16 protein-coding genes are annotated in these 19,467 nt (G+C 73.5%); 10 read left to right on the top strand and 6 right to left on the bottom strand.

The window, feature by feature from the left end:
• Nucleotides 1-57 precede the first annotated feature (57 nt).
• Both ACIA6T_RS28530 and ACIA6T_RS28525 read left to right on the top strand, forming a co-directional pair.
• Complete coding sequence (locus tag ACIA6T_RS28530; RefSeq protein ID WP_399449354.1) at nt 58-1,368, top strand: phenylacetate--CoA ligase family protein; 1,311 nt, start codon at nt 58-60, stop codon at nt 1,366-1,368.
• Nucleotides 1,337-1,546, top strand: a complete 210-nt coding sequence (locus ACIA6T_RS28525) for a DUF6052 family protein (RefSeq protein WP_399449353.1) — start codon at nt 1,337-1,339, stop codon at nt 1,544-1,546. Before ACIA6T_RS28530 ends, ACIA6T_RS28525 begins: the two co-directional genes overlap by 32 nt.
• Nucleotides 1,547-1,600: 54 nt before the next feature.
• Here the strand turns inward: ACIA6T_RS28525 and ACIA6T_RS28520 are convergent, their stop codons facing one another.
• Together ACIA6T_RS28520 and ACIA6T_RS28515 are read right to left on the bottom strand one after the other, a co-directional pair.
• The gene (locus tag ACIA6T_RS28520; RefSeq protein WP_399449352.1) at nt 1,601-3,004 is read right to left on the bottom strand and encodes an extracellular solute-binding protein; all 1,404 of its coding nucleotides are present in this window, start codon (nt 3,002-3,004) and stop codon (nt 1,601-1,603) included.
• Nucleotides 3,005-3,038: 34 nt separating this feature from the next.
• Entirely contained in the window at nt 3,039-4,220 is a 1,182-nt protein-coding gene (locus ACIA6T_RS28515) for an epoxide hydrolase family protein (RefSeq protein ID WP_399449351.1), read from the bottom strand.
• Nucleotides 4,221-4,768: 548 nt separating this feature from the next.
• On the opposite strand from ACIA6T_RS28515, the gene ACIA6T_RS28510 reads away from it, so the two are divergent.
• The 3 genes from ACIA6T_RS28510 (at nt 4,769) to ACIA6T_RS28500 (ending at nt 9,439) form a co-directional block, all read left to right on the top strand.
• Nucleotides 4,769-6,301 carry a methyltransferase domain-containing protein gene (locus ACIA6T_RS28510; protein ID WP_399449350.1) on the top strand — a complete coding sequence of 511 codons (1,533 nt, stop codon included), beginning with the start codon at nt 4,769-4,771 and terminating at the stop codon, nt 6,299-6,301.
• A 59-nt stretch (nt 6,302-6,360) separates the two neighbouring features.
• A complete protein-coding gene (locus ACIA6T_RS28505) occupies nt 6,361-7,761 on the top strand; it encodes an FAD-binding protein (RefSeq protein ID WP_399449349.1) in 1,401 nt (466 codons plus the stop codon).
• Between the two features lie 751 nt (nt 7,762-8,512).
• Nucleotides 8,513-9,439 carry a GNAT family N-acetyltransferase gene (locus ACIA6T_RS28500; RefSeq protein ID WP_399449348.1) on the top strand — a complete coding sequence of 309 codons (927 nt, stop codon included), beginning with the start codon at nt 8,513-8,515 and terminating at the stop codon, nt 9,437-9,439.
• Nucleotides 9,440-9,454: 15 nt separating this feature from the next.
• On the opposite strand, the gene ACIA6T_RS28495 is transcribed toward ACIA6T_RS28500, so the two are convergent.
• Nucleotides 9,455-10,768 carry an MFS transporter gene (locus ACIA6T_RS28495; RefSeq protein WP_399449347.1) on the bottom strand — a complete coding sequence of 438 codons (1,314 nt, stop codon included), beginning with the start codon at nt 10,766-10,768 and terminating at the stop codon, nt 9,455-9,457.
• 247 nt (nt 10,769-11,015) lie between these two features.
• Between ACIA6T_RS28495 and ACIA6T_RS28490 the strand changes: the two genes are divergently transcribed.
• The 3 genes from ACIA6T_RS28490 to ACIA6T_RS28480 all read left to right on the top strand — a co-directional run bounded on the left by ACIA6T_RS28490 (nt 11,016) and on the right by ACIA6T_RS28480 (nt 15,232).
• Complete coding sequence (locus ACIA6T_RS28490; RefSeq protein ID WP_399449346.1) at nt 11,016-11,558, top strand: carboxymuconolactone decarboxylase family protein; 543 nt, start codon at nt 11,016-11,018, stop codon at nt 11,556-11,558.
• Nucleotides 11,559-11,595: 37 nt separating this feature from the next.
• Nucleotides 11,596-12,546, top strand: a complete 951-nt coding sequence (locus ACIA6T_RS28485; protein WP_399449345.1) for an oxidoreductase — start codon at nt 11,596-11,598, stop codon at nt 12,544-12,546.
• 1,054 nt (nt 12,547-13,600) lie between these two features.
• Nucleotides 13,601-15,232 (top strand): MFS transporter, encoded by a 1,632-nt coding sequence (locus tag ACIA6T_RS28480; protein ID WP_399449344.1) that lies wholly within the window; start codon nt 13,601-13,603, stop codon nt 15,230-15,232.
• 132 nt (nt 15,233-15,364) lie between these two features.
• Here the strand turns inward: ACIA6T_RS28480 and ACIA6T_RS28475 are convergent, their stop codons facing one another.
• On the bottom strand, nt 15,365-15,748 hold the full coding sequence (locus ACIA6T_RS28475; protein ID WP_399449343.1) for a winged helix-turn-helix transcriptional regulator: 384 nt from the start codon (nt 15,746-15,748) through the stop codon (nt 15,365-15,367).
• 101 nt (nt 15,749-15,849) lie between these two features.
• Between ACIA6T_RS28475 and ACIA6T_RS28470 the strand changes: the two genes are divergently transcribed.
• Nucleotides 15,850-16,251, top strand: a complete 402-nt coding sequence (locus ACIA6T_RS28470) for a RidA family protein (RefSeq protein ID WP_399449342.1) — start codon at nt 15,850-15,852, stop codon at nt 16,249-16,251.
• Nucleotides 16,252-16,325: 74 nt separating this feature from the next.
• Nucleotides 16,326-16,607 carry a hypothetical protein gene (locus tag ACIA6T_RS28465; RefSeq protein WP_399449341.1) on the top strand — a complete coding sequence of 94 codons (282 nt, stop codon included), beginning with the start codon at nt 16,326-16,328 and terminating at the stop codon, nt 16,605-16,607.
• 104 nt (nt 16,608-16,711) lie between these two features.
• Here the strand turns inward: ACIA6T_RS28465 and ACIA6T_RS28460 are convergent, their stop codons facing one another.
• Both ACIA6T_RS28460 and cmdF read right to left on the bottom strand, forming a co-directional pair.
• Complete coding sequence (locus ACIA6T_RS28460; protein WP_399449340.1) at nt 16,712-17,701, bottom strand: hypothetical protein; 990 nt, start codon at nt 17,699-17,701, stop codon at nt 16,712-16,714.
• 132 nt (nt 17,702-17,833) lie between these two features.
• Nucleotides 17,834-19,444 (bottom strand): tyrosine 2,3-aminomutase, encoded by a 1,611-nt coding sequence (gene cmdF / locus ACIA6T_RS28455; RefSeq protein ID WP_399449339.1) that lies wholly within the window; start codon nt 19,442-19,444, stop codon nt 17,834-17,836.
• Nucleotides 19,445-19,467 lie beyond the last annotated feature (23 nt).

Below are 19,467 nucleotides of genomic sequence, written 5' to 3'. Positions count from 1 at the left end.
GGCGGGCGTCAGGATTCCCGGTGTCACCGACCGCCGGGCGTATATGGGGAGACATACGTGGACTACTGGAACAGCACAGCGGAGACCATGCCGCGCGAACAGCTGGAGTCCTGGCGGTGGCGGCGCCTCAGCCGCGCCCTCGACCACGCCCGGCGTTCCTCACCGTTCTGGAACGCCCGCATACCCGAGGACATCACCTCGCTCGCCGACTACACCGCCCGGATGCCGCTGCTGTACAAGGCGGACCTGCTCGCCGCCGAGGAACAGGCACCGCCGTACGGCACCTGGCCCTCGCTCGACCCGTCGCTGGGCGTGCGCCACCACCAGACGAGCGGCACCAGCGGCAACCCGCCGGTGCGCACCTTCGACACCGAGCGGGACTGGGCGTGGTGCGTGGACACCTTCTGCACCGCCCTGTACGCCAACGGGGTGCGCCCGCACCACAAGGGCATGGTGTGCTTCGGCTACGGCCTGCTCGCCGGCTTCTGGGGCATGCACTACGCGCTGGAGCGCATGGGCTGCACGGTCTTCCCCTCCGGCGGCCTCGACTCCCGCACCCGCGTCCGCCTGCTGGTGGAGCAGCGGATCGAGGTCCTCGGCCTGACCCCCAGCTACGCCATGCGGCTGATCGAGACGGCCCGCGAGATGGGCGTCGACCTCGCCCGCGAGGCGAACGTACGGATCATCCTCGCCGGGGCCGAGCCGCGCTCCGACTTCACCACCCGCACCATCGAGGAGGCCTTCGGCGCCCGCGTCTTCAACGCGGCCGGCACCACCGAGTTCGGCGGCGTCTTCATGTTCGAGTGCCCCTCACGGCGCAACGCCTGCCACATCAACGAACAGTCCTGCTACGACGAGGTGCTCCACCCCGAGACGAAGCAGCCCGTCGGCTACGGCGAGGAGGGCGTCCGCGTCACCACGGGTCTCTCCCGCGAGGGCGTCCAGCTCTTCCGCCACTGGACCGAGGACATCGTCGTCAGGCGCCCGCACACCGAGTGCGGCTGCGGCCGCACCTGGGACTTCTACGACGGCGGCATCCTGCGGCGCGTCGACGACATGCGCAAGATCCGCGGGGTGTCCGTCACCCCGGTGATGATCGAGGACGTCGTCCGCTCCTTCGACGAGGTCAACGAGTTCCAGTCGTCCCTCCGCACCGTACGCGGGCTCGACACCGTCCACGTCAAGGTGGACGCGGGCGAACTCGCCGGCCCGGCCGCCGACGCGCTGTGCGGCCGTATCGCGGAGGAGTTCAAGCGCGAGATCGGCATCCGACCCGTGGTGGAGCTCGCCCCCGCAGGCAGCCTGCCCCGATCACAATGGAAGGCGGCACGACTCCATGACGAACGCGTCCTCACCCCTCACGGCTGAGCAGGAGCTCCACCTCATCGAGAGCTACCGCACCCTGACCCACCTCGCGGACACCGTCCAGGTGCCCGCGGTCCTCGCCTCGGTACGGGCCTGCCTGGCCGAACTGCGCCTGGCCCTCGACGGCCAGGCCGTCGACTTCGACTACTACCGCGAGCCCGCCCGCACCCTGGTGGCCTGACGGCACACCGAAGGGGCGCCCCCGAGTGGGGGCGCCCCTTCGACGTGTCCGGCGTCAGCCGTTGCTGCCGCGCACCGCGTTCTCCAGCTGGGCGCCCGTATAGGCCTCGGCGCCGGTGAAGTACTCCACGCGGAGGCTCTCGGGGCTGCGCACGCCGTTGTCGGCGCGGTCACGCTCGTAGGCGTCGAGCAGCTCCTGCGCCTCCGCGGTCGCCTCGGCGAACCGGGACGCCGGGTCCGCGCCCTGCAGCAGGACGTCGCCCATCGCGCGGGTCATCACGTCCTGCGCGCCGGCGAAGTCACCGAACAGCGCGCCCCGGCACGGCGGCACGCCCTCGCCCTCGGTGTAGCTGCCGAGCTGGGCGCTGGCCAGCCGGTGGAAGGGGTTCGCCTCGAACCAGCCCTCGTCCTCCAGCAGCCGGTACGAGGAGCGGGTCACCGGCACGAAGCTGCTCGCGATGTGGCGGTCCGCCGCGTTGCGCGGGTTGTTCAGGAACTGCATGAACGCCAGCGCGCCGTCCTGCGTCACCTCGTCGAGACCGGCGGTCAGCCACAGCGAGGTGCCGGCGATGATGTTCCCGCCGTACGGCTCGCCCGCCCGGCCGGGGAAGCGGCCGACCGTCATGCCGAACCCGGCGTGCTCGGCCGCCTGGGCCATGTAGTTGAGGTCGTTGGACGAGGTGATGCGCAGCGCCACGTCCTGGTCGGCGAAGGCCTTGAGGTTGCCCTCCCAGTCCGGGATCTTGCCGGTGTACAGGTAGTGGCCCTCCTGGTGCAGCCGCTGCCAGTACTCGACGAAGGTGAGCATCTCCTTGGACGACAGGTCCAGGCGGGAGGCCCGGCCCGAGCGGCCGTTGTCGTGGTCGGCCAGGTGGCCGCCCTGGACGGCGAGCGCCTGCTGGAAGAACAGGCCGTGGTTGGCCCAGGTCACCGCGTGGCTCGGGCCGTCCGGGAGCGCCGCGACCGCCTCGCAGGCCGCCTCCAGCTCCTCCCAGGTGGTGGGCAGCCGCTCGACGCCGGCGGCGCGCAGCAGGTCCTGGTTGCCGTAGATCAGCATCGCCGTCACCACGGCGGGCATCGAGACCAGGTCGCCGTCGCGGGAGTAGTGCTCGCGCACGGCCGGCAGGAGGTCGTCGACGACGACCGGCTCGCCGAGGATCTCGGTGCGGCCGGCGATCGCCCGCTGCACCGAGGTGAACAGCGGCTCGCCGTCCTTCGTCCGCATGTCGTACGCGGCCTGGGTGACGGCGAAGTAGAACTCGCCGATCGCCGGCGGGCGGCCCGCGTCGGCGGCCTCGGCGATCTCCTTCGACAGGTTGCGGAAGTCCCGGCCCTCGATGTTGATCCGGTACTCGGGGTGGGCCTTCTCGAACTCGGCGCCCAGCCGGTGCAGCCGGTCCATGTAGCCGGGGAAGGTCAGGTCGCCCAGCCAGACGTCGATCACGGTCGGGGTGGTCATGTACGGCCTCTTCTCTGTCTGAACGGGTGTCGGCTCAGGCGGCGGTGGCAGTGGTGGTGGCGGAGGTGAGGGAACGGGCGAAGGCGCGGATGTCGCCGGTCAGGGCGGCCGGCTGTTCCATCGCGGCGAAGTGCCCGCCGTGTTCGAACTCGGTCCAGTGCGTGAGGTGGGGCAGATCGCGCTCGGCGAGGCTCCGGATGGGCACGAAGATGTCGTCGGGGAAGACGGCGACGCCCACCGGCACCGTCAGCGGCGGCGGGACCGCGCCGGAGGCGGCGGCCCGCACCCCCTCGGCGCCCTCGAAGTAGAACTGGGCCGACGAACCGGCCGTGGCCGTCAGCCAGTAGATGGAGACGACGGTCAGCAGCAGGTCGCGGTCGACCGCCTCCTCGGGCCGCTGCTCGGCCGAGGTCCAGTCCAGGAACCTCTCCACGATCCAGGCCAGCTGGCCCACCGGCGAGTCGGTCAGCGCGTAGGCCAGCGTCTGCGGGCGGGTCTGCTGGACCTTCATGTAGCCCGACAGCTCCGCGTCGAAGCGGGCCAGCTTGCCCAGGCGGGCCTGGTCGGCCGGGCCGAGCCCGGCGAGCTCGGCCGGATCGCCCGAGGGGAAGGTCATCAGCATGTTCACGTGAACGCCGATGACGTGCTCGGGGTCGATCCGCCCGAGCTCCAGGGAGATCACCGCGCCGGCGTCACCGCCCTGCGCCAGGTACCGGTCGTATCCCAGGCGCTCCATCAGCGTGGCCCAGGCGCGGGCGATACGGCCCGTGTCCCAGCCCTTCTCCGGCAGCGGACGGGAGAACCCGTAGCCCGGGATCGACGGGATGACCAGGTGGAACGCCTGCGCCGGATCGCCGCCGTGGGACCTCGGGTCGGACAGCGGGCCGATCACGTCGAGGAACTCGGCGACGGAACCCGGCCAGCCGTGCGTGAGCAGCAGCGGCGTCGCGTCCGGCTCGGGCGAGGTGATGTGCAGGAAGTGCACGGGGGCGCCGTCGATCTCGGTGACGAACTGCGGGTGCGCGTTCAGGCGGGCCTCGGCCGCACGCCAGTCGAACGACGTGCGCCAGTACTCGGCGAGCTCCTTCAGATAACCGAGCGGCACCCCGCGGCTCCAGCCGACCTCGGGCAGTTCGTCGGGCCAGCGGGTCGCCTCCAGCCGTCGGCGCAGGTCGTCGAGCTGGTCCTGCGGGATGTCGATACGGAAGGGATGCATGAAGCGCTCCGAGGAGAGTCGGTCCGCGCGTGAAGGCCGCGGCTCGCTGAAGGAGGTCACAGGGCTCGCCCGGCGGGACGGATCCCGAAACACGTGCGTCCAGCCGTATCGTGCGCCGCCCCGGAACGGCCCCGCATCTTGTCGATTGCTCCGTGACCCCCGACGCCCCGCGGGCCCTGTCGGCGTACCCCGCCATCCCGTCACAGGGTGTTGATGGGAGCGAATCTCCAGGCGACAACGCCACTTGTGGCTGTTCTGCCTGGAGATTCGCTCCCATCGTTCTTCTCTCGCTCTCCTCTCGCTCTCCGTCGCTGCCATCGCGGAGTGCCCTGGCTGTTCCTCGGGGGATGCGTCGGCGGCGTTCGTTCCGTGGGTGCGGTCCGGGGGGCCCGTGGGTGTCGGAAGGAGGGCAGTCCAGAAGATGCGGCGGCGCGGGCGGCGCTGGCAGCATCCCCACGACCGGCCCCTTTCGCCGCAGGTCAGCGCGCCGGTCACGCAGGGAGCCGGGTGATGCCGGTGACGCCGCACCGATGCAGGAAGGACGCCCCGTGAACGCAGCCACCACCCACGCCACCGACGCCCTGATCGACGCCTTCGTGAACGCCGCGCCGGAACAGGCGGAGCACCGCTACCGCACGCTGGTCGAGGCGGTGTGGGACGACGGCGAACCCACCGCGTCGGCCCTCGACGCCGTACCCGCCCTGGCCGCCGCGCTCGAGCGGGCCGACGACGGGCGCCTCGGGCACCTGGCGATCCTGCTCGGTCTGCTCGCCGAGTCCGAACACCCCACCGTCGCCGGGCCGGTGGCCCGCGCGGTCCGCGTCCACCTGGACACGTACCTGGAGCTGCTGCGCACCGAGGGCCTCGGCACCCCGCCGACCCTCGCCCTGCTCTACCTGCTGTCGCACTTCCCGGCCGACCGGGACGAGATCCTCGCCGCCGTCTCCGGCCTGGAACTGGACCCTGCCGACCTCTCCCGCCTCGACCGCGCCCTGAGCGAACTCGACCCCGGCCGGCCCGGACTGGGCCGGGTGTGGCCCTCCCCGTCCGTGTGGACCCTCAACGAGGACGAGGTCGCCTTCGACCAGAGCTGGGTGAAGGCCCTGAGCCCGCAGCAGCTCCTGGCCGCCTGGGACAACGACACCCGCACGGTCCTCGGCTGCACCGGGGCCCGCGCCTACTGGGCGGTGTGTCACGGCGACCCGGCCGACGCCCCGGCCGCCGCCGTCCCCGACCGGGCCCGTGCCACCGCCCCCGCCGCGGGACCCGAACTGATCGCCGCGCACACCGCCGTGCTGCGCTGCCCCGCCTGCCACAAGGAACTCGAGCCGGGCGACGGGCGCTTCACCTGCACCGGCTGCGCCGCGGACTATCCGGCCGCGGGCGGCATCCTCGACCTGACCGCCCCCGTCGGCGAGGAGGCGGGCGTGGACGACTTCCTGGAGAAGCTGTCCCAGGTGCCCAGCATGGGCCTGTTCTACGAGGCCGTGGCCCGCCCCTCGTTCCTCCGGGTCGCCGGCTCCAACTGGGGCGGTGCCGTCACCCCCGCCGACGAGGACCGCTACATCGCCGAGCACGTGATCCCCGTCGACGGTCCCGTCGTCGACCTCGCCGCCGGCGCCGGCCGGTGGACCACCGTGATCGCCGAGGCCGTCGGCGCCGACCGCCTCGTCGCGGTCGACAGCTCGCTGCCCATGCTCAACGTGCTGCGCGGCCGGCTGCCCGACGTGCCCGCCGTGCTGGCCGGCGCCGCCGACCTGCCCTTCGCCGACGCCTCCGTCGGCGCGGTCGTGTGCTGGAACGCCCTGCAGGCCTTCTACGACGAGGCGCCGGCCGCCATCGCCGAGGCCGGCCGGATCCTGCGGCCCGGCGGCACCTTCACCGCGATGACGTTCCGCCGTTCCGAGGACCCCGTCTACCGCTACTTCCAGTCGGCCCACCGCTTCCCGCAGCACGAGGGCGGACTGCGGCTGTTCGACCCGGAGGACCTCAGGCGCTGGCTGGCCGAGGCGGGCCTGACGGTCCGCGAGGAGAGCGGGCCGGGCACCTTCGTGTTCCTCACCGCCGTCAAAGAGGCCTGACGACCGGTCGGCCCCGCCCGGCCGCCGATACGGAAGCCCGCTACGGAAGGAATCCGTCCATGTCCCTCTCCGACGTCCGGGAGGCGGCCCTCGCCCGGCCCGGGAGCCCGGAGTACGAGCGGGCCACCGCCGCGTTCAACCTCGCCGCCCCGCCCCGCCCGGCCGCCGCCGTCACCGCGCGCACCCCCGGCCAGGTACGGGCCGCCGTGCGCACCGCGGTCCGGGCCGCCCTGCCGGTGCGCGTGCACAGCACCGGGCACGCCTCCGGCGCCGTACGGCCCGCCGACGGCGCCCTGCTCATCCGCACCGAACTCGAGGGCGGCGTCGAGATCGACCCCGTCCGCCGCACCGCCCGCGTCCCGGCCGGCACCACCTGGGGCGAGGTCGTCCGCGCGGCGGCCCCGTACGGGCTCGCCGCCGCGCACGGCTCGGCCGAGGGCGTCGGCGTCGTCGGCTACCTGCTCGGCGGCGGCGTCAGCTTCTACGGCCGCAGTACAGGACTCGCCGTCAACACCGTCCGCGCCGTCGAACTGGTCACCGCCGACGGGGAGTCGGTGCGCGCCGACGCCGGGAACGAACCCGAGCTGTTCTGGGCGCTGCGCGGCGGAGGCGGCGGGTTCGGCGTCGTCACCGGCGTCGAGATCGAGCTGTTCCCCCTCGCCGGGGTGGTCACCGGCGCGAGCTACTGGTCCGCCGCCCACGCCCGCCCGCTGCTGGACCGCTGGCGCACCTGGTCACGCCACGCGCCGCGCGAGGCCACCACCTCCCTGCGCATCATGAACCTGCCCCCGGTCCCCGGCGTCCCGCCGCAGCTCGCCGCCGGCCCGGTGCTCTGCGTCGACGGCGCCGTCCTCGCGCGCCGCGCGGAGGACACCGCGACGGCCCACGAGACGGCGGCGGGGCTCCTCGGCCCGCTGCGCGACATCGCCGAGCCGCTGCTGGACACCTGGGCGCCGACCGGACCCGCCGGGGTGCTGGACGCCCACATGGACCCCGCGGAACCGGTCCCCTTCATCGGCGACCACCTGCTGCTGCGCGAGCTGGACGACGCCGGCGCCGCGGCCTTCCTGGACGCCGTCGGCGAAGGGTCGGGCTCCCCGCTGGCCGTGGCCACGCTGCGCCAGCTCGGCGGGGCGTTCGCCGAGGCCCACCCGGAGGGCGGCGCGCTGTCCGGGGTGGACGCGGCCTACGCGTACATGGGGTCCGGCCCGCCCTTCGGGCCGGTCACCGTCCAGGCCCTGCACGACCACTGCGCCACCGTGCGGGAGGCGCTCGCACCCTGGGACACGGGGAGCACCGTGCCGTCCCTGGTCGAGGGGTACGGGCGTCCGCAGCGCCACCTCGACCGGGACCGCGCGGCCGCCGTCGGCCGGGTGCGGGCCCGCGTCGACCCGCACGGTGTGTTCGCCGGGGACGTCGCCCCCGGCGCGGCCGGTCCGGTCCGGCGTGAACCGCGGTAGGCGGGCCGGCGGCCCGGTGCCCGTGGGGGTGTCCGAGCAAATCGTTTCTTCACCCGGCGGGCGCCCCCGCCACGGCGGACACGGTGCCCCCGAACGGCGTCCGCCCGGCAGACGGGGAGAATTCCCGCACGTCACGGAGGCAGAGAGCAATCTGGAAGAACATCCGGAACCACTTCGCCAAGTAGCATCCGACTACGCCGAAGGGAGTTGGCCGGAGCGAAGGGCGGTGAGGTGCCATGGCGTTCGACGGACGCCGTGCCGGCGCCCCGCGCCGCCCCGCGGCGACCCCCGCGCGGTCCTGTCCCGTGAGGGCTTCCGCGCGGTCCTGTCCCGTGAGGGCTTCCGCGCGGTCCTGTCCCGTGAGGGCTTCCGCGCGGTCCTGTCCCGTGACGGCTTCCGCGCGGTCCTGTCCCGTGACGGCTTCCGCGCGGCCCCGTCCCGTGACGGCCTCCGCGCGGCCCCGCGCCGCGCGGCGTCCGCGCCGCCGCCCCGGCTTCTTACCCGGCCGAGCGCCCGGCACGGTCCGGCTCTCCATCGGATCGCTGCCCGCCCGGACCGGACGACGCAGACGCTGACGACTCCGCATGGCCCCCGGTGTGTCCGGCGACCCCGTTTCCGCCGGCTCCGCGACCGGGAAGGGGCGCCGCCGCGCCCCCGGCCCTCCCGTCCGCGCCGCCCACCCGTCGCCGACCGCCCCGGGCGATGACTCGCCGACCCACGACCGACCCCCCAGGAAGGGGCACGAATTTCCATGACCGTGCCGGGAGAATTCGTCCTCAGGCGCTCCGCGGACGTCTCCGTGGACACGCTGGTGCGACTGGTCAGGGCGTACGAGGAAGGAAGTACGGGCACGGCCGCGTGCACCCACGAGGACATCCGGCTGGCGCTCTCGCACCCCCACTACGCGGACAACAGCTGGTGCCTGACCGGCCCCGGCGACGAACTGCTGGCCTGGGCGTCACTGGCTCTCGGCGGCGGCACCGCCGCCGAGGCGGCCCTCACGGTCCCGCCCGGCCCGCGCAGCGCCCCGGCGGCCCGCTTCCTGATCCTGCACCTGCTGGACCGCACGGACGCGCTCGGACTGGCCGGGGGCACCCCGCTGGGCCTGGACGTCGGCGGGATCCTCGAAGGCGACCCGGTGCTGCCCCGCGTCCTGGAGGAGACCGGCTTCGTACGCGGTGCCACGCTCACCCAGTACGACGTCGACCTGTCGCACGGGGCGCCGTCGGCGGACCTGCCCCCGGCCGGGCACATCCGGCCGGCCGTGCCGGACCAGGACGCCGAGGTGCTGCACGGCCTGCACCTGCGCAGCCGTTCCCGGGTCCCCAAGACGTACGACCCCGCCCTCTTCCGGGCCCGGATCCGGCGGCTGGGCGAGTTCTCCGGGTTCGCGCTGCTCCTGGAGGTGGGCGGCCACCCCGCCGGGCACGTCCTGGCGCACGCGGGGAGCGACCGGGGCCGCGTCCTGGAGGCCACCGTCGCCCCCGCCCTGCGCGGGATCGGCGTGGGTCTCGCCCTGGTGGCGGCGGCCCTCACGGAACTGCGCCGGCGCGGGTGCGCACAGGCCCTCGTCGCCGTCGACACGGCCCAGCTCCTCGACCCCGACGCCCTGCGCCGGGACCTCGGGGTCCGCGGTGAACGGGCGGTGACCTACTTCCACCGCGAACCCGAGCTCTGATCCCCTCTCTTCACTTCACCTGGTGAGCGTGAGCCCGGCCCGGTCCAGCACGGGGCGGGCGGCGTCCGGGCGGCGGGAGAGCACCGCCGCCGGCAGCGACAGCAGCACGGCCGCCATCACCGCGGCGATGAACCAGCCGGAGGCGTCCCGCTCGGCTGCGAACGTGGCCGACACCGGCATGACGGCACCGAGCACCGCACTGGTCACGGCGTTGGGCAGCCCGATCCCCAGGGCGCGCACCTGCGGCGGGAAGATCTCCGTCAGGAGCTTGGGCAGCACCGTGGTCGCGCACGTCAGGTAGAGCACGCCGGAGCCGTAGGCGAGCAGCAGACTGGTGAAGGTGCCCCGCATGGTCAGGTACGACCAGGAACCCGCCACCGCGAACACCACGCTCGCCGCGGCGAGGAAGCGGGCGGCCCCGATCCGGTCCGCGAGCAGACCGAGCGGGACGTTGACCACCATGAGGAACGCGGTGACGGTCACGGCGACCCACATCATCGTGCCGGGCTCGGCCATCCGCCCGCCCAGCGCGGGGACGACCGCGGTCCAGGTACCGCCGACGGTGCCCGTACCGGCCACGAACAGCACGGCGAGCAGGACCTGGCGCCGGTGGGCGCCCAGGACCCGGCGCACCGAGCCGCGGCCCGCCCGGCTGCTCACCTCGCGGCGGAACACGTCGGTCTCGGCCAGCCGGGCGCGCAGCACCAGCAGCACCAGGCCGAGGACGCCGCCGACCAGGAACGGCACCCGCCACCCCCACGCCGCCATGGCCTCGGAACCGATCGCGGCGGTCAGCACGCCGCCCAGCAGGGAGGCGGTGAACGCGCCGGCGCAGGTGGTCAGCGAGAACAGGCTGCCGTACGTGCACTTGCGCCGCTCCGGAGCGACCTCCATCAGGTAGGTGGCCGCGGCCGGCCACTCGCCGCCGTGCGAGATGCCCTGGGCGGCCCGCGCCAGGAGCAGCACGAGCGGCGCGAGCAGTCCGATCCGCTCGTACGTCGGGGTGATCCCGATGAGGAACGAGCCGCCCGCCATGAGGGAGATGGCCAGCATCAGCGCCGGCCTCCTGCCGCGCCGGTCGGCGAACCGGCCCAGCAGCAGACCGCCGAGCGGCCGCATCAGGACACCGGCGCCGAGGACCGCGAACACCCCCAGTACGGAGGTCAGGGTGTTGTCGGAGGGGAAGAACCGGGCGGCGAACAGCGGCGCGAACAGCCCGTACGCCAGCCAGTCGAAGGACTCGATGAAATTGCCGACGACCGTCGCGGCGACCGAGCGCCGGTGGGCCTTCCCGTGCGCGGGCACGGAGGCGGGCGTGGAAGCGGGCATGGTGCTCCGTAAGTTGTCGGGCGGCCCGGGAGGGCGCTGCGGGAGGGGCGTCCGGCCGCCGCTGTCCGGGGCGGCCGGCCGGTGCCCATCGTGGAAAGCGGGACGGGTTCCGGCCAACTCCGAGCGTGCGCACCTTCGACGGCCGTCCGCCGCGGGCCCCGGGGCTGCGCATCCTCGGAGTTGGCCGCCCTCCCGGCCGCTGACGACGATGGCACCGACCGAGCCCGCCCCAGCGAAGGGTGTCCCGATGGCGCACATCACGCTCGACAACGACCTGCCCGGCATCAGCGGCCTGATGGCCCAGCGTCCCGACACCGGTGCCCCGCTGAACCAGCTCGCGGAGACGCTGCTGCGCAGCGGCGACTCGCCCCTGACCCGCGGCGAACGCGAACTGATCGCCGCCTACGTCTCGCACCTCAACAGCACGCCGTTCTGCGCCGGTTCCCACAGCGCGTTCGCCGCCGCCCAGCTGGACGGCGGCGCCGACCTGGTCCGGGCGGTCCTCGCCGACCCGGAGGACGCCCCGGTCTCCGCACTGCTGAAGAGCCTGCTGCGCGTCGCCGCCGAGGTGCGGGCACACGCCCGTCCCGTCTCCGACGAGGCGGTCCGCGCCGCCCGCGCCGAGGGCGCCACCGACGCCCACCTGCACGACACGGTGCTGATCGCGGCGGCCTTCTGCATGTACAACCGCTACGTCAGCGGCCTGGCCACCGACGCGCCCTCCGACCCGGCCTACTACGACGTCACGGCGGACTTCATCGTCCGGCACGGCTACGGAGCCGCGGCCTGACCTTCCGCGGCGCGCGCCGCCACCCGAGGAGGCTCCCATGGACTGGTCCCCGGCCGGTGTCCCCGGCCAGTACGGCAGAACGGCACTGGTCACCGGCGGCAGCGGTGGCCTCGGACTCGAGGTGGCCCGGGCACTCGCCGAACGCGGTGCGCACGTCGTCCTGGCCTGCCGCAGCACCGCACGCGGCCGGGCGGCCGCGGCCCGCATCGGAGGGAGCACCGAGGTCGTCCGTCTCGACCTCGCCTCCCTGGACTCGGTACGCCGGGCCGCGGACGAGGTGCGGCACCGGCACCGGCGGCTCGACCTGCTGGTGAACAACGCGGGGGTGATGTTCCCCGCCCGCCCGCGCACCGAGGACGGCTTCGAGCCCCACTTCGGCGTCAACCACCTGGGGCACTTCGCCCTGACCGGACTGCTGCTGGACCTGATGCGCCCGGTTCCCGGCTCCCGCGTGGTGACGGTGGCCAGCCTCGCCCACCGGGCCGGCCGGGGCGCCCTGGACGGGCCGGGGGCCCGTGACGGCGCCGGCCACCGCTCACTGAGCGCCTACGGCCGGTCGAAGCTGGCGAATCTGCTGTTCGCCCGGGAACTGCAGCACCGGCTGGCCGGCGGCGGAGCCGAGACCCTCTCCGTCGCCGCGCATCCGGGCCTGTCGGCGACCGCCCTGTGGCAGGGGGAGGCGCCCGCGTGGCTGCGTCCGGTGAGCGGGGTCGCGCTGCGGCTGCTGGCACAGCCGCCCGAGCGGGCGATGCTGCCGGTGCTGCGCGCCGCCACCGACCCCCACCTGCCGGGAGGGGCCTACCTCGGCCCCGGCGAACGGTTCGAGAGCCGGGGCGCGCCGGCTCCCGCGTCCTCCAGCCGCGCGTCACGTGACGCCTCGGCGCGGCTCCGCCTGTGGGAGCTGTCGGAGGCGCTGACCGGCGTCCGCTACGGCCTCGCGCCGACGCGCACCGCGGCGGGCGGCTCCCCGACGACGGCCGGACGATGAGCACCCCGGCCGGCGCCCGCCTCGACGACGGCCCCGACGGGCCCTTCCGGCGGGCCGCCGCCTGGGCCTGGGCCTGGCGCGACTTCGACATCGGCCTGCCGGACGCCGAAGACCCGCCGGGGAGCGGGGGGTTGCCGGGGGGTGAAGGCCTGCCGGGTGTGAAAGGCCCGCCGGGGGCCGAAGGGCTGCCGGGGAGCGGGGGGTTGCCGGGGGCCGAGGGGCTACCGGGTGTGAAAGGTCTGCCGGGGACCGAAGGGCTGCCGGGGAGCGGGGGGTTGCCGGGGGGTGAAGGCCTGCCGGGTGTGAAAGGCCCGCCGGGGGCCGAAGGGCTGCCGGGGGCCGAAGGGCTGCCGGGGAGCGGGGGGTTGCCGGGGACCGGGAGTCCGCCGGAGGCGTCTGCCGCCCCGCGGCCCGCTTCCCCGGACACCCCCGCGTCTCCCGCCCCCGCCCCCGCCCCCACCTCCGTACCTCCTGTCGCAGCCGCGCCCGCGCCGGAGGTCCAGCCCTGCCCCGTACGGCGCAGACCCCGTCCCGCCCGGCGCCGGCACGGCCACCGTCTCGGTACCGACCCGCGGAGCTGAAGCGGCTCCCCGCCCCCGCCACCGCGGCCCGGACGGGGAGGGCCGTGGCGGATCGGGGACCGGGAGCGGGCCGACGTGGGTGGGCCGACCGCGCCTCGGAAGGCGGTCGACGCGGGTCCCGGTGCCAGGAGAAGGAGATCAGCCGGCCACCGCCCTCCCCCTTGCCGCGGCCCGGGCCCACCTGGCAGGCGGTGACCTCGACTCCCTGCGGATCGTGGCGAGCCGGGCGTTCCGGCTGCTGTGTCCATGAAGTCACGGGGCCCGCTTCGGCCTGGGCGTCTTCCAAGTCGCCTCACGCGACCCGCGGATTCCGCATCCGGATTCAGCACACAGGGAGATGCGGGCGTGGCAGGCCCCGGAGGACGGTGGCGGGTGGGCCCGACGGCACGCGGTACACGCGGCACACGGGCGCCACCGCATCCATACCCACACCCACACGCGCACGGCCCATGACGAGGGGAAGTAACAGGCACATGACTGCAGGCGGTGCTCCCAAAGCCGGGCGGAAGGAGTGGATCGGGCTGGGCATCCTCGCTCTGCCGACCCTCCTCGTGGCCCTCGACGTCTTCGTACTGCTCCTGGCGCTGCCGCATCTGAGCGCGGATCTCGGCGCCGACTCCAACCAGCAGCTGTGGATCATGGACATCTACGGCTTCATGGTCGCCGGTTTCCTGGTCACCATGGGCACCCTCGGTGACCGCATCGGCCGCCGCAAGCTGCTGCTGATCGGCTCGGCCGCGTTCGGTGCCGCGTCCCTGATGGCGGCCTTCGCCACCAGTCCGGGCATGCTCATCGCCGCGCGCGTGCTCCTGGGCATCGCCGGCGCCAGCCTGACGCCGTCCACCCTGGCCCTCATCACCACCATGTTCCAGGACGCCAAACAGCGCACGGTCGCCATCAGCCTGTGGGCGAGCTGCTTCACCATCGGCGCGATCGTCGGCCCGCTGCTCGGCGGCGTGATGCTGGAGTACTTCTGGTGGGGTTCGCTGTTCCTGATCGGCGTCCCGGTGATGGTGCTCACCCTGGTCGTCGGCCCGCGCGTCCTGCCCGAGTTCAAGAACCCCGAGGCCGGCCGTCTGGACCCGGCGAGCGTCCTGCTGAGCCTGGGCGGCACCGTTCCGGTCATCTACGGCGTCAAGGAACTCGCCCGCGACGGCTGGGAGGCCCTGCCCGTCGCCGTGCTGGCCGCCGGGCTCGTCATCGGCGTGCTGTTCGTCCAGCGCCAGCGCCGGCTGAGCAGCCCGCTCCTCGACGTCACCCTGTTCGCCCACGGCCGGTTCACCGCCGCGCTGCTCAGCCTGCTCGCCTACAGCCTCATCGGCGGTACGGTCATGCTCTTCATGACCCAGTACTTCCAGGCAGCCCAGGGCATGTCCCCGTTCGAGGCGGGCTTGGGCATGCTGCCCGGCATGGCCGCGGCCACCGTCTCCTTCGCGGTGTGCCCGATCATCGCCCGCAAGGTCCGTCCCGCGTACGTCATCGGCGCGGGCATCACGGGCGTGACCGCCGTCCTGCTCACCTTCACCCAGCTCGACGCCGGTTCCGGCACGGCCGTGCTGATCGCCGGGTTCGCCGTGTTCTCCTTCTGCGGCGCCCCGATCGTGGCGCTGGGCACGAGCATGGTCGTGGGCACCGTCCCCGTGGAGAAGGCCGGTTCGGCCGGGGCCCTGTCCCAGATGAGCAACGAGTTCGGAGCCGCCCTCGGGGTGGCGACCCTGGGCACCGCGGGCCTGGCCGTCTACCGGAACGAGATCGCCGACACCGTCCCGGCGGGCGTGCCCGCGGGCGCCGCCGACGCCGCCCGCGACAGCGTCGCCGGTGCCGCGGCCGCCAGTGACGGGCTGTCCGGACCGCTCGCCGAGACCCTGATGGAGCCCGTGCGCGTGGCCTTCACCAGCGGCCTGCACACGGTGGCCGGGGTCAGCGCGGCCCTCATCGCCGTCGCCGGCGCCTTCTTCGTCGTCCTGATGCGGCACATCCCGCCGGTCGGCCAGGAGGAGGCCCCGCCGGAGCCCGAAGCCGGGACCGAGACCGAGAGCGAGAGCGAGACCGCGAACAAGACCGAGGCCGCGGAGGAGCCGGCGCCGAAGGTGGCGGCGGTCTGAACCTTCCCGGCGCCGAAGCACCGGGCTCGCACACGCGTCTGCCCCACCCCGGACGTCCCGGGGTGGGGCAGACGCCGTTGACCGGGCCCAGGAGGCCCGGCCGGCTCCGTCGAGGGTGCCGCCGAGTGCTCGTCAGGCGTCGAAACGGCCGCGCGCGCTCTCGATGTGACCGAGGTGCTGTTGGGTCCAGCCGCATATGACGTCGACCGCGATGCGCAGGGCCCGGCCCGGCTCGGTGAGGGTGTACTCGACCCGCGGCGGCACGGTGGGGTGCACCTTCCGGTCGACCAGGCCGTTGCGCTCCAGCATGCGCAGGTTCTGGGTGAGCATCTTGTGGCTGACGCCCTCGACCTCGTCCCGCAGCTCGCTGAAGCGCAGGGTGCGCTCGCCGAGCGCCTCGATGATCAGGAGCGCCCACTTGTTGGCGACGTCCGAGAAGATCTCCCGCGCCAGGGAGTCCGCGCGCCGCAGGTCGGAGTCCTCGGGCAGGCCTTCGAGCAGATGCTTGGTCACCATGAGGTTCCTCAGTCACTTAAAAGTGCGTTCTTCCAGGTCAGCCCTCACTCTCCTACAGTTCCCGAGTAACCACAAGAGAGCGTTTGGGAAGGGCGAGCTTCATGACCACCCTTGATGTCTTCAGCTACGGCGTGCCGGCCGAGAGCGACTTCGGCTACGCGCAGGCGATCAGGTCCGGCGAGCTGGTCCACGTCTCCGGACAGCTCGCGTTCGACGACGCGGGCGAGTTCCTCCACGCGGGCGACTTCGCCGCCCAGCTCGAGCGGACCCACGCCAACATGGACAAGGTCCTGGCCCACTACGGCGCCACCCGCGACCAGATCGTCTCGCAGACCCTGTACGTGGTGGACCTGCGGCGGAACGCCACGGCGGCGGCGGAGGGCAACCTGGCGTACTTCGGCGGCCACCGCCCGGCCAGTACCGTCGTGGGCGTCACCGAACTGACCCTGCCCGGCCAGGTCGTCGAGATCGGCTTCGTCATCGACACGAGGCTGCCCGCCTGAGGAGCCGCCGGCGGAACCGGGGGCGGGGGCGAGGGGGCGCCGGGTGCGCACGTGAACTGATTATGATCTTGGTCATGTCCGTGCAGAGCTTTGACAAGACCCTTTCCCGTAAGCAGCGGCTCCAGGAGAAGCAGCGCCGCCAGTTGGCGGTGGTCGACACCGTGGACAAGGCCGAGGCGAAGGTCCGCAAGGCGGAGGTGGAACTGGCCGGCGCCGTCGCCGAGGCCGTGCAGGTGTTCGGCGACGAGCAGTCCGCGTCCGAGGGGCTCGACATGCCGGTCGAGGCGATCCGGCGTTTCCTCGGCATGGCGCGGGAGGAGACGGCCGGCTCCGGCGACGCCGTCGCCGCATCCTGAGCCCGGCCCGCCGGTCAGCGGCAGGAGCCGGACGACGTCGTGGGTGTGCGCATGGGCCGGGCGCGCACCCAGCGCACCCGGCCCATGCGCGTGCCGCCGGGACCTCAGTGCGCCCAGGGGGCCATCGGGTACCAGATCAGGTCGCGACGGGCCAGGATCCGCAGGTCCCAGTACAGGAGCATGAAGACGCCGGCGGCGATGAACGCCGCCGCCATCAGCGCCGAGGCGCGGCTCGGCCGGGCCGTCAGCCAGCGGCTCAACCGGTCCCCGAAGGCGACGGTGACCAGGAGGAACAGCACCGCCACGACGGCGAGGTTGCCGAGCGTCTGGAGCACGAACACCGCCGCCCCGTAGAGCGGGTTGCCGCTCTCGGCCGCGTCCCGGAACAACTGCCGGAACAGCGGGAACGGACGCCCGATGAGGAACGCCCCGATCAGGGCGCCCATGAACAGCATCGGCGCACCGGGGAAGCGGTGCGACAGCCGCGCGAGCGGGTCCCGCACCACCCCCAGCGCGGAGAGCCCGAGCACCAGCATGCACAGGCCGATGAGCCCGTACACCACCATCGCCTGGATCAGACGGCCGGACAGCCCGCCGCCCGACGGGGTCTCGTCGAACTGCGGCATCCCGGTGCCGACCAGCGCGACGAGCACCCCGTACAGCGCCGACACGACGATCGCGCCCAGGGCGAGTCTGCTCAGCGGCTGCAGCGCGGCGGTCAGCCGCCGGCGCGGTGAGGAGGGGCCGCCGGCCAGCGGGGCCAGCGCGCTGAACACGGCGACGTTGCACGCGGTGAACGTGCCCGCCACCCCGGTCGCCACGGCGAAGGCCAGACCGGCCAGGGCGCCGGCGATGGGGCTGTCCTTGGCGTGGTGTCCGAGCAGGGTGTCGGCGACGTTGTCGCCGATGGTGCTGTCGACGAACTCCGCCGACCACACCACCGTCAGGGCGAAGCCGAACAGCGCGCTGACCACGGCGACCAGCAGCCGCCGTCGCGGCGCGTGGCCGTTGAAGAAGAACGAGGGCGTCCGCGAGGTGCCGGCCCGCGGCGGGGCCGGGGCGTCCAGGGTGGGACGCTGTGTCACTTGGGTCATGGAAACGCCTTTCACCGAAGAGGACGGAACAGGGGACGTGCGGTGTTTCCGGGCCCCGGGAAGGGCCCCCGAACGCGGTGTGGGGGACGGCGCACCGGTCGTGCACCGTCCCCCACACCGCCGTACGCCGGATCAGCGCAGCGCGATTCCCTCCCGGCTCAGGGACCGCAGGAACTCGCCCCGCGACAGCGCCGCGGCGATCAGCTCGATGTCGTCGGCCATGTAGCGGTCCACGCCCAGGGTGGGCACCAGGGACCGCACCGCGTCGTACGTGACCCGGCTCGCCGGACTCAGGTCGTCGTACCGCCGGGAGACATCCACGGCCTGGGCGGCGGCGAGGAACTCCACCGCGAGGATGCGGTTGTTGTTCTGCAGCACCCGCCGGGCGTTGCGGGCCGCGATCAGGCCCATGCTGACGACGTCCTGGTTGTCGCCGTTGGACGGCACGCTCTGGGTGCTGGCGGGCCCGATGGTCCGGTTCTCCGCCACCAGGGCCGTCGCCGGGTAGTTCGCGCCGGCGAAACCGCAGTGCAGGCCCGGGTCGGCGGCGACGAGGAACTCCGGCAGACCGTAGCTGAGGTGCCGGTTGAGCAGCCGGTTGACCTGCCGCTCGGCGAGCACCCCGAGCTGGGTGAGCGCGATCGTGGTGAAGTCCATGACGAACGCGATGGGCTGGCCGTGGAAGTTCGCCCCGTGGAAGATCTCCTCGCCCTCGAAGAACAGGGGGTTGTCGTTGGCGGAGTTGAGTTCGGTCTCCAGCCGCCCCCGCGCGTGTTCGAGGGTGTCCCGCACCGCCCCGAGGATCTGCGGCACGGCGCGCAGCGTGTACGCCTTCTGCAGGTACACGTCGGTGCGCTGGACGTCACCGCCGCCTTCCCTGGCCTTCTCCAGCTCGCGGCGCAGGTCCGCGTGGTCCAGGGCCAGACGGCTGCCCGCGAGCAGGGTCCGCATGTTGGCCGCCGAGTCGATCTGCCCCGCGTGCGGCCGGGCGACGTCGTGGCCCTCGGCCAGGAACGGGCTCCTGGACCCGCGCAGTACGTCGTTGAGCAGACCCGAGACCATCTCCGCCTGGCGGACCTGGGTGAACGCCCGCTCCACGACGAGGGAGCCGAGACCCGTCATGGCGGAGGTCCCGTTGATCAGCGCCAGGCCCTCCTTGAAGCGCAGTCGCAGCGGGGCGATGCCCAGTTCGCGCAGGACCTTGCCGGTCTCCCGCCGCTTGCCGTCGCGCAGCACCTGGCCCTCGCCGATGAGCGTGCCGGCGAGGTGCGAGAGCGGCACGAGGTCACCGCTGGCGCCGAGCGAACCGATCTCCGGTATCGCCGGTGTGATCGCCTCGTTCAGATACAGCGCCAGGCGGTCCAGGATCTCCGGGCGGACCGCGGAGTGCCCCTTGGCGAGCGTGTTCAGACGTGCCGCCATGATGGCCCGGGCCTCGTCCTCGGCGAACAGCGGGCCCACCCCGGCGCTGTGGCTGCGCACCAGGTTCGTCTGCAGTTCGACCTCTTTCGACTTGTCGATCTGCATGTAGATCATCTCGCCGTAGCCCGTGGTCACGCCGTAGATGGGGATGTTCTGCTCCGCCAGCTCCTCGAGCATCGCGCGGCTCTTGAGCGCCTTGGCGACGGCACCGGGGCACACCCCCACCGGCGCTCCCAGTTCCGCGACACGGCCGACCGCGTCGGTGGTGAGGCTCTCACCGTCGAAGGTGACCGTGGTGGTGCCGGTGTCAGCTGTTGTCAACGCTCTCACTCCAGGGGGACGAG

It is taken from the genome of Streptomyces sp. NPDC051740 (assembly GCF_044453165.1).
In the GTDB taxonomy this organism is placed as follows: domain Bacteria; phylum Actinomycetota; class Actinomycetes; order Streptomycetales; family Streptomycetaceae; genus Streptomyces; species Streptomyces atrovirens.
This window is presented reverse-complemented; position numbering and strand designations above follow the sequence as displayed.

Excerpts from the sequence above, each read along its gene's own strand:
- ACIA6T_RS28525 (WP_399449353.1), top strand. The coding sequence starts at position 1,337 with ATGACGAACGCGTCCTCACCCCTCACGGCTGAGCAGGAGCTCCACCTC.
- ACIA6T_RS28515 (WP_399449351.1), bottom strand. The coding sequence starts at position 4,220 with ATGCATCCCTTCCGTATCGACATCCCGCAGGACCAGCTCGACGACCTG.
- ACIA6T_RS28505 (WP_399449349.1), top strand. The coding sequence starts at position 6,361 with ATGTCCCTCTCCGACGTCCGGGAGGCGGCCCTCGCCCGGCCCGGGAGC.
- ACIA6T_RS28475 (WP_399449343.1), bottom strand. The coding sequence starts at position 15,748 with ATGGTGACCAAGCATCTGCTCGAAGGCCTGCCCGAGGACTCCGACCTG.
- ACIA6T_RS28460 (WP_399449340.1), bottom strand. The coding sequence starts at position 17,701 with ATGACCCAAGTGACACAGCGTCCCACCCTGGACGCCCCGGCCCCGCCG.
- ACIA6T_RS28520 (WP_399449352.1), bottom strand. The coding sequence starts at position 3,004 with ATGACCACCCCGACCGTGATCGACGTCTGGCTGGGCGACCTGACCTTC.
- ACIA6T_RS28500 (WP_399449348.1), top strand. The coding sequence starts at position 8,513 with ATGACCGTGCCGGGAGAATTCGTCCTCAGGCGCTCCGCGGACGTCTCC.
- ACIA6T_RS28465 (WP_399449341.1), top strand. The coding sequence starts at position 16,326 with ATGTCCGTGCAGAGCTTTGACAAGACCCTTTCCCGTAAGCAGCGGCTC.
- ACIA6T_RS28490 (WP_399449346.1), top strand. The coding sequence starts at position 11,016 with ATGGCGCACATCACGCTCGACAACGACCTGCCCGGCATCAGCGGCCTG.
- ACIA6T_RS28470 (WP_399449342.1), top strand. The coding sequence starts at position 15,850 with ATGACCACCCTTGATGTCTTCAGCTACGGCGTGCCGGCCGAGAGCGAC.
- ACIA6T_RS28480 (WP_399449344.1), top strand. The coding sequence starts at position 13,601 with ATGACTGCAGGCGGTGCTCCCAAAGCCGGGCGGAAGGAGTGGATCGGG.
- ACIA6T_RS28495 (WP_399449347.1), bottom strand. The coding sequence starts at position 10,768 with ATGCCCGCTTCCACGCCCGCCTCCGTGCCCGCGCACGGGAAGGCCCAC.
- ACIA6T_RS28485 (WP_399449345.1), top strand. The coding sequence starts at position 11,596 with ATGGACTGGTCCCCGGCCGGTGTCCCCGGCCAGTACGGCAGAACGGCA.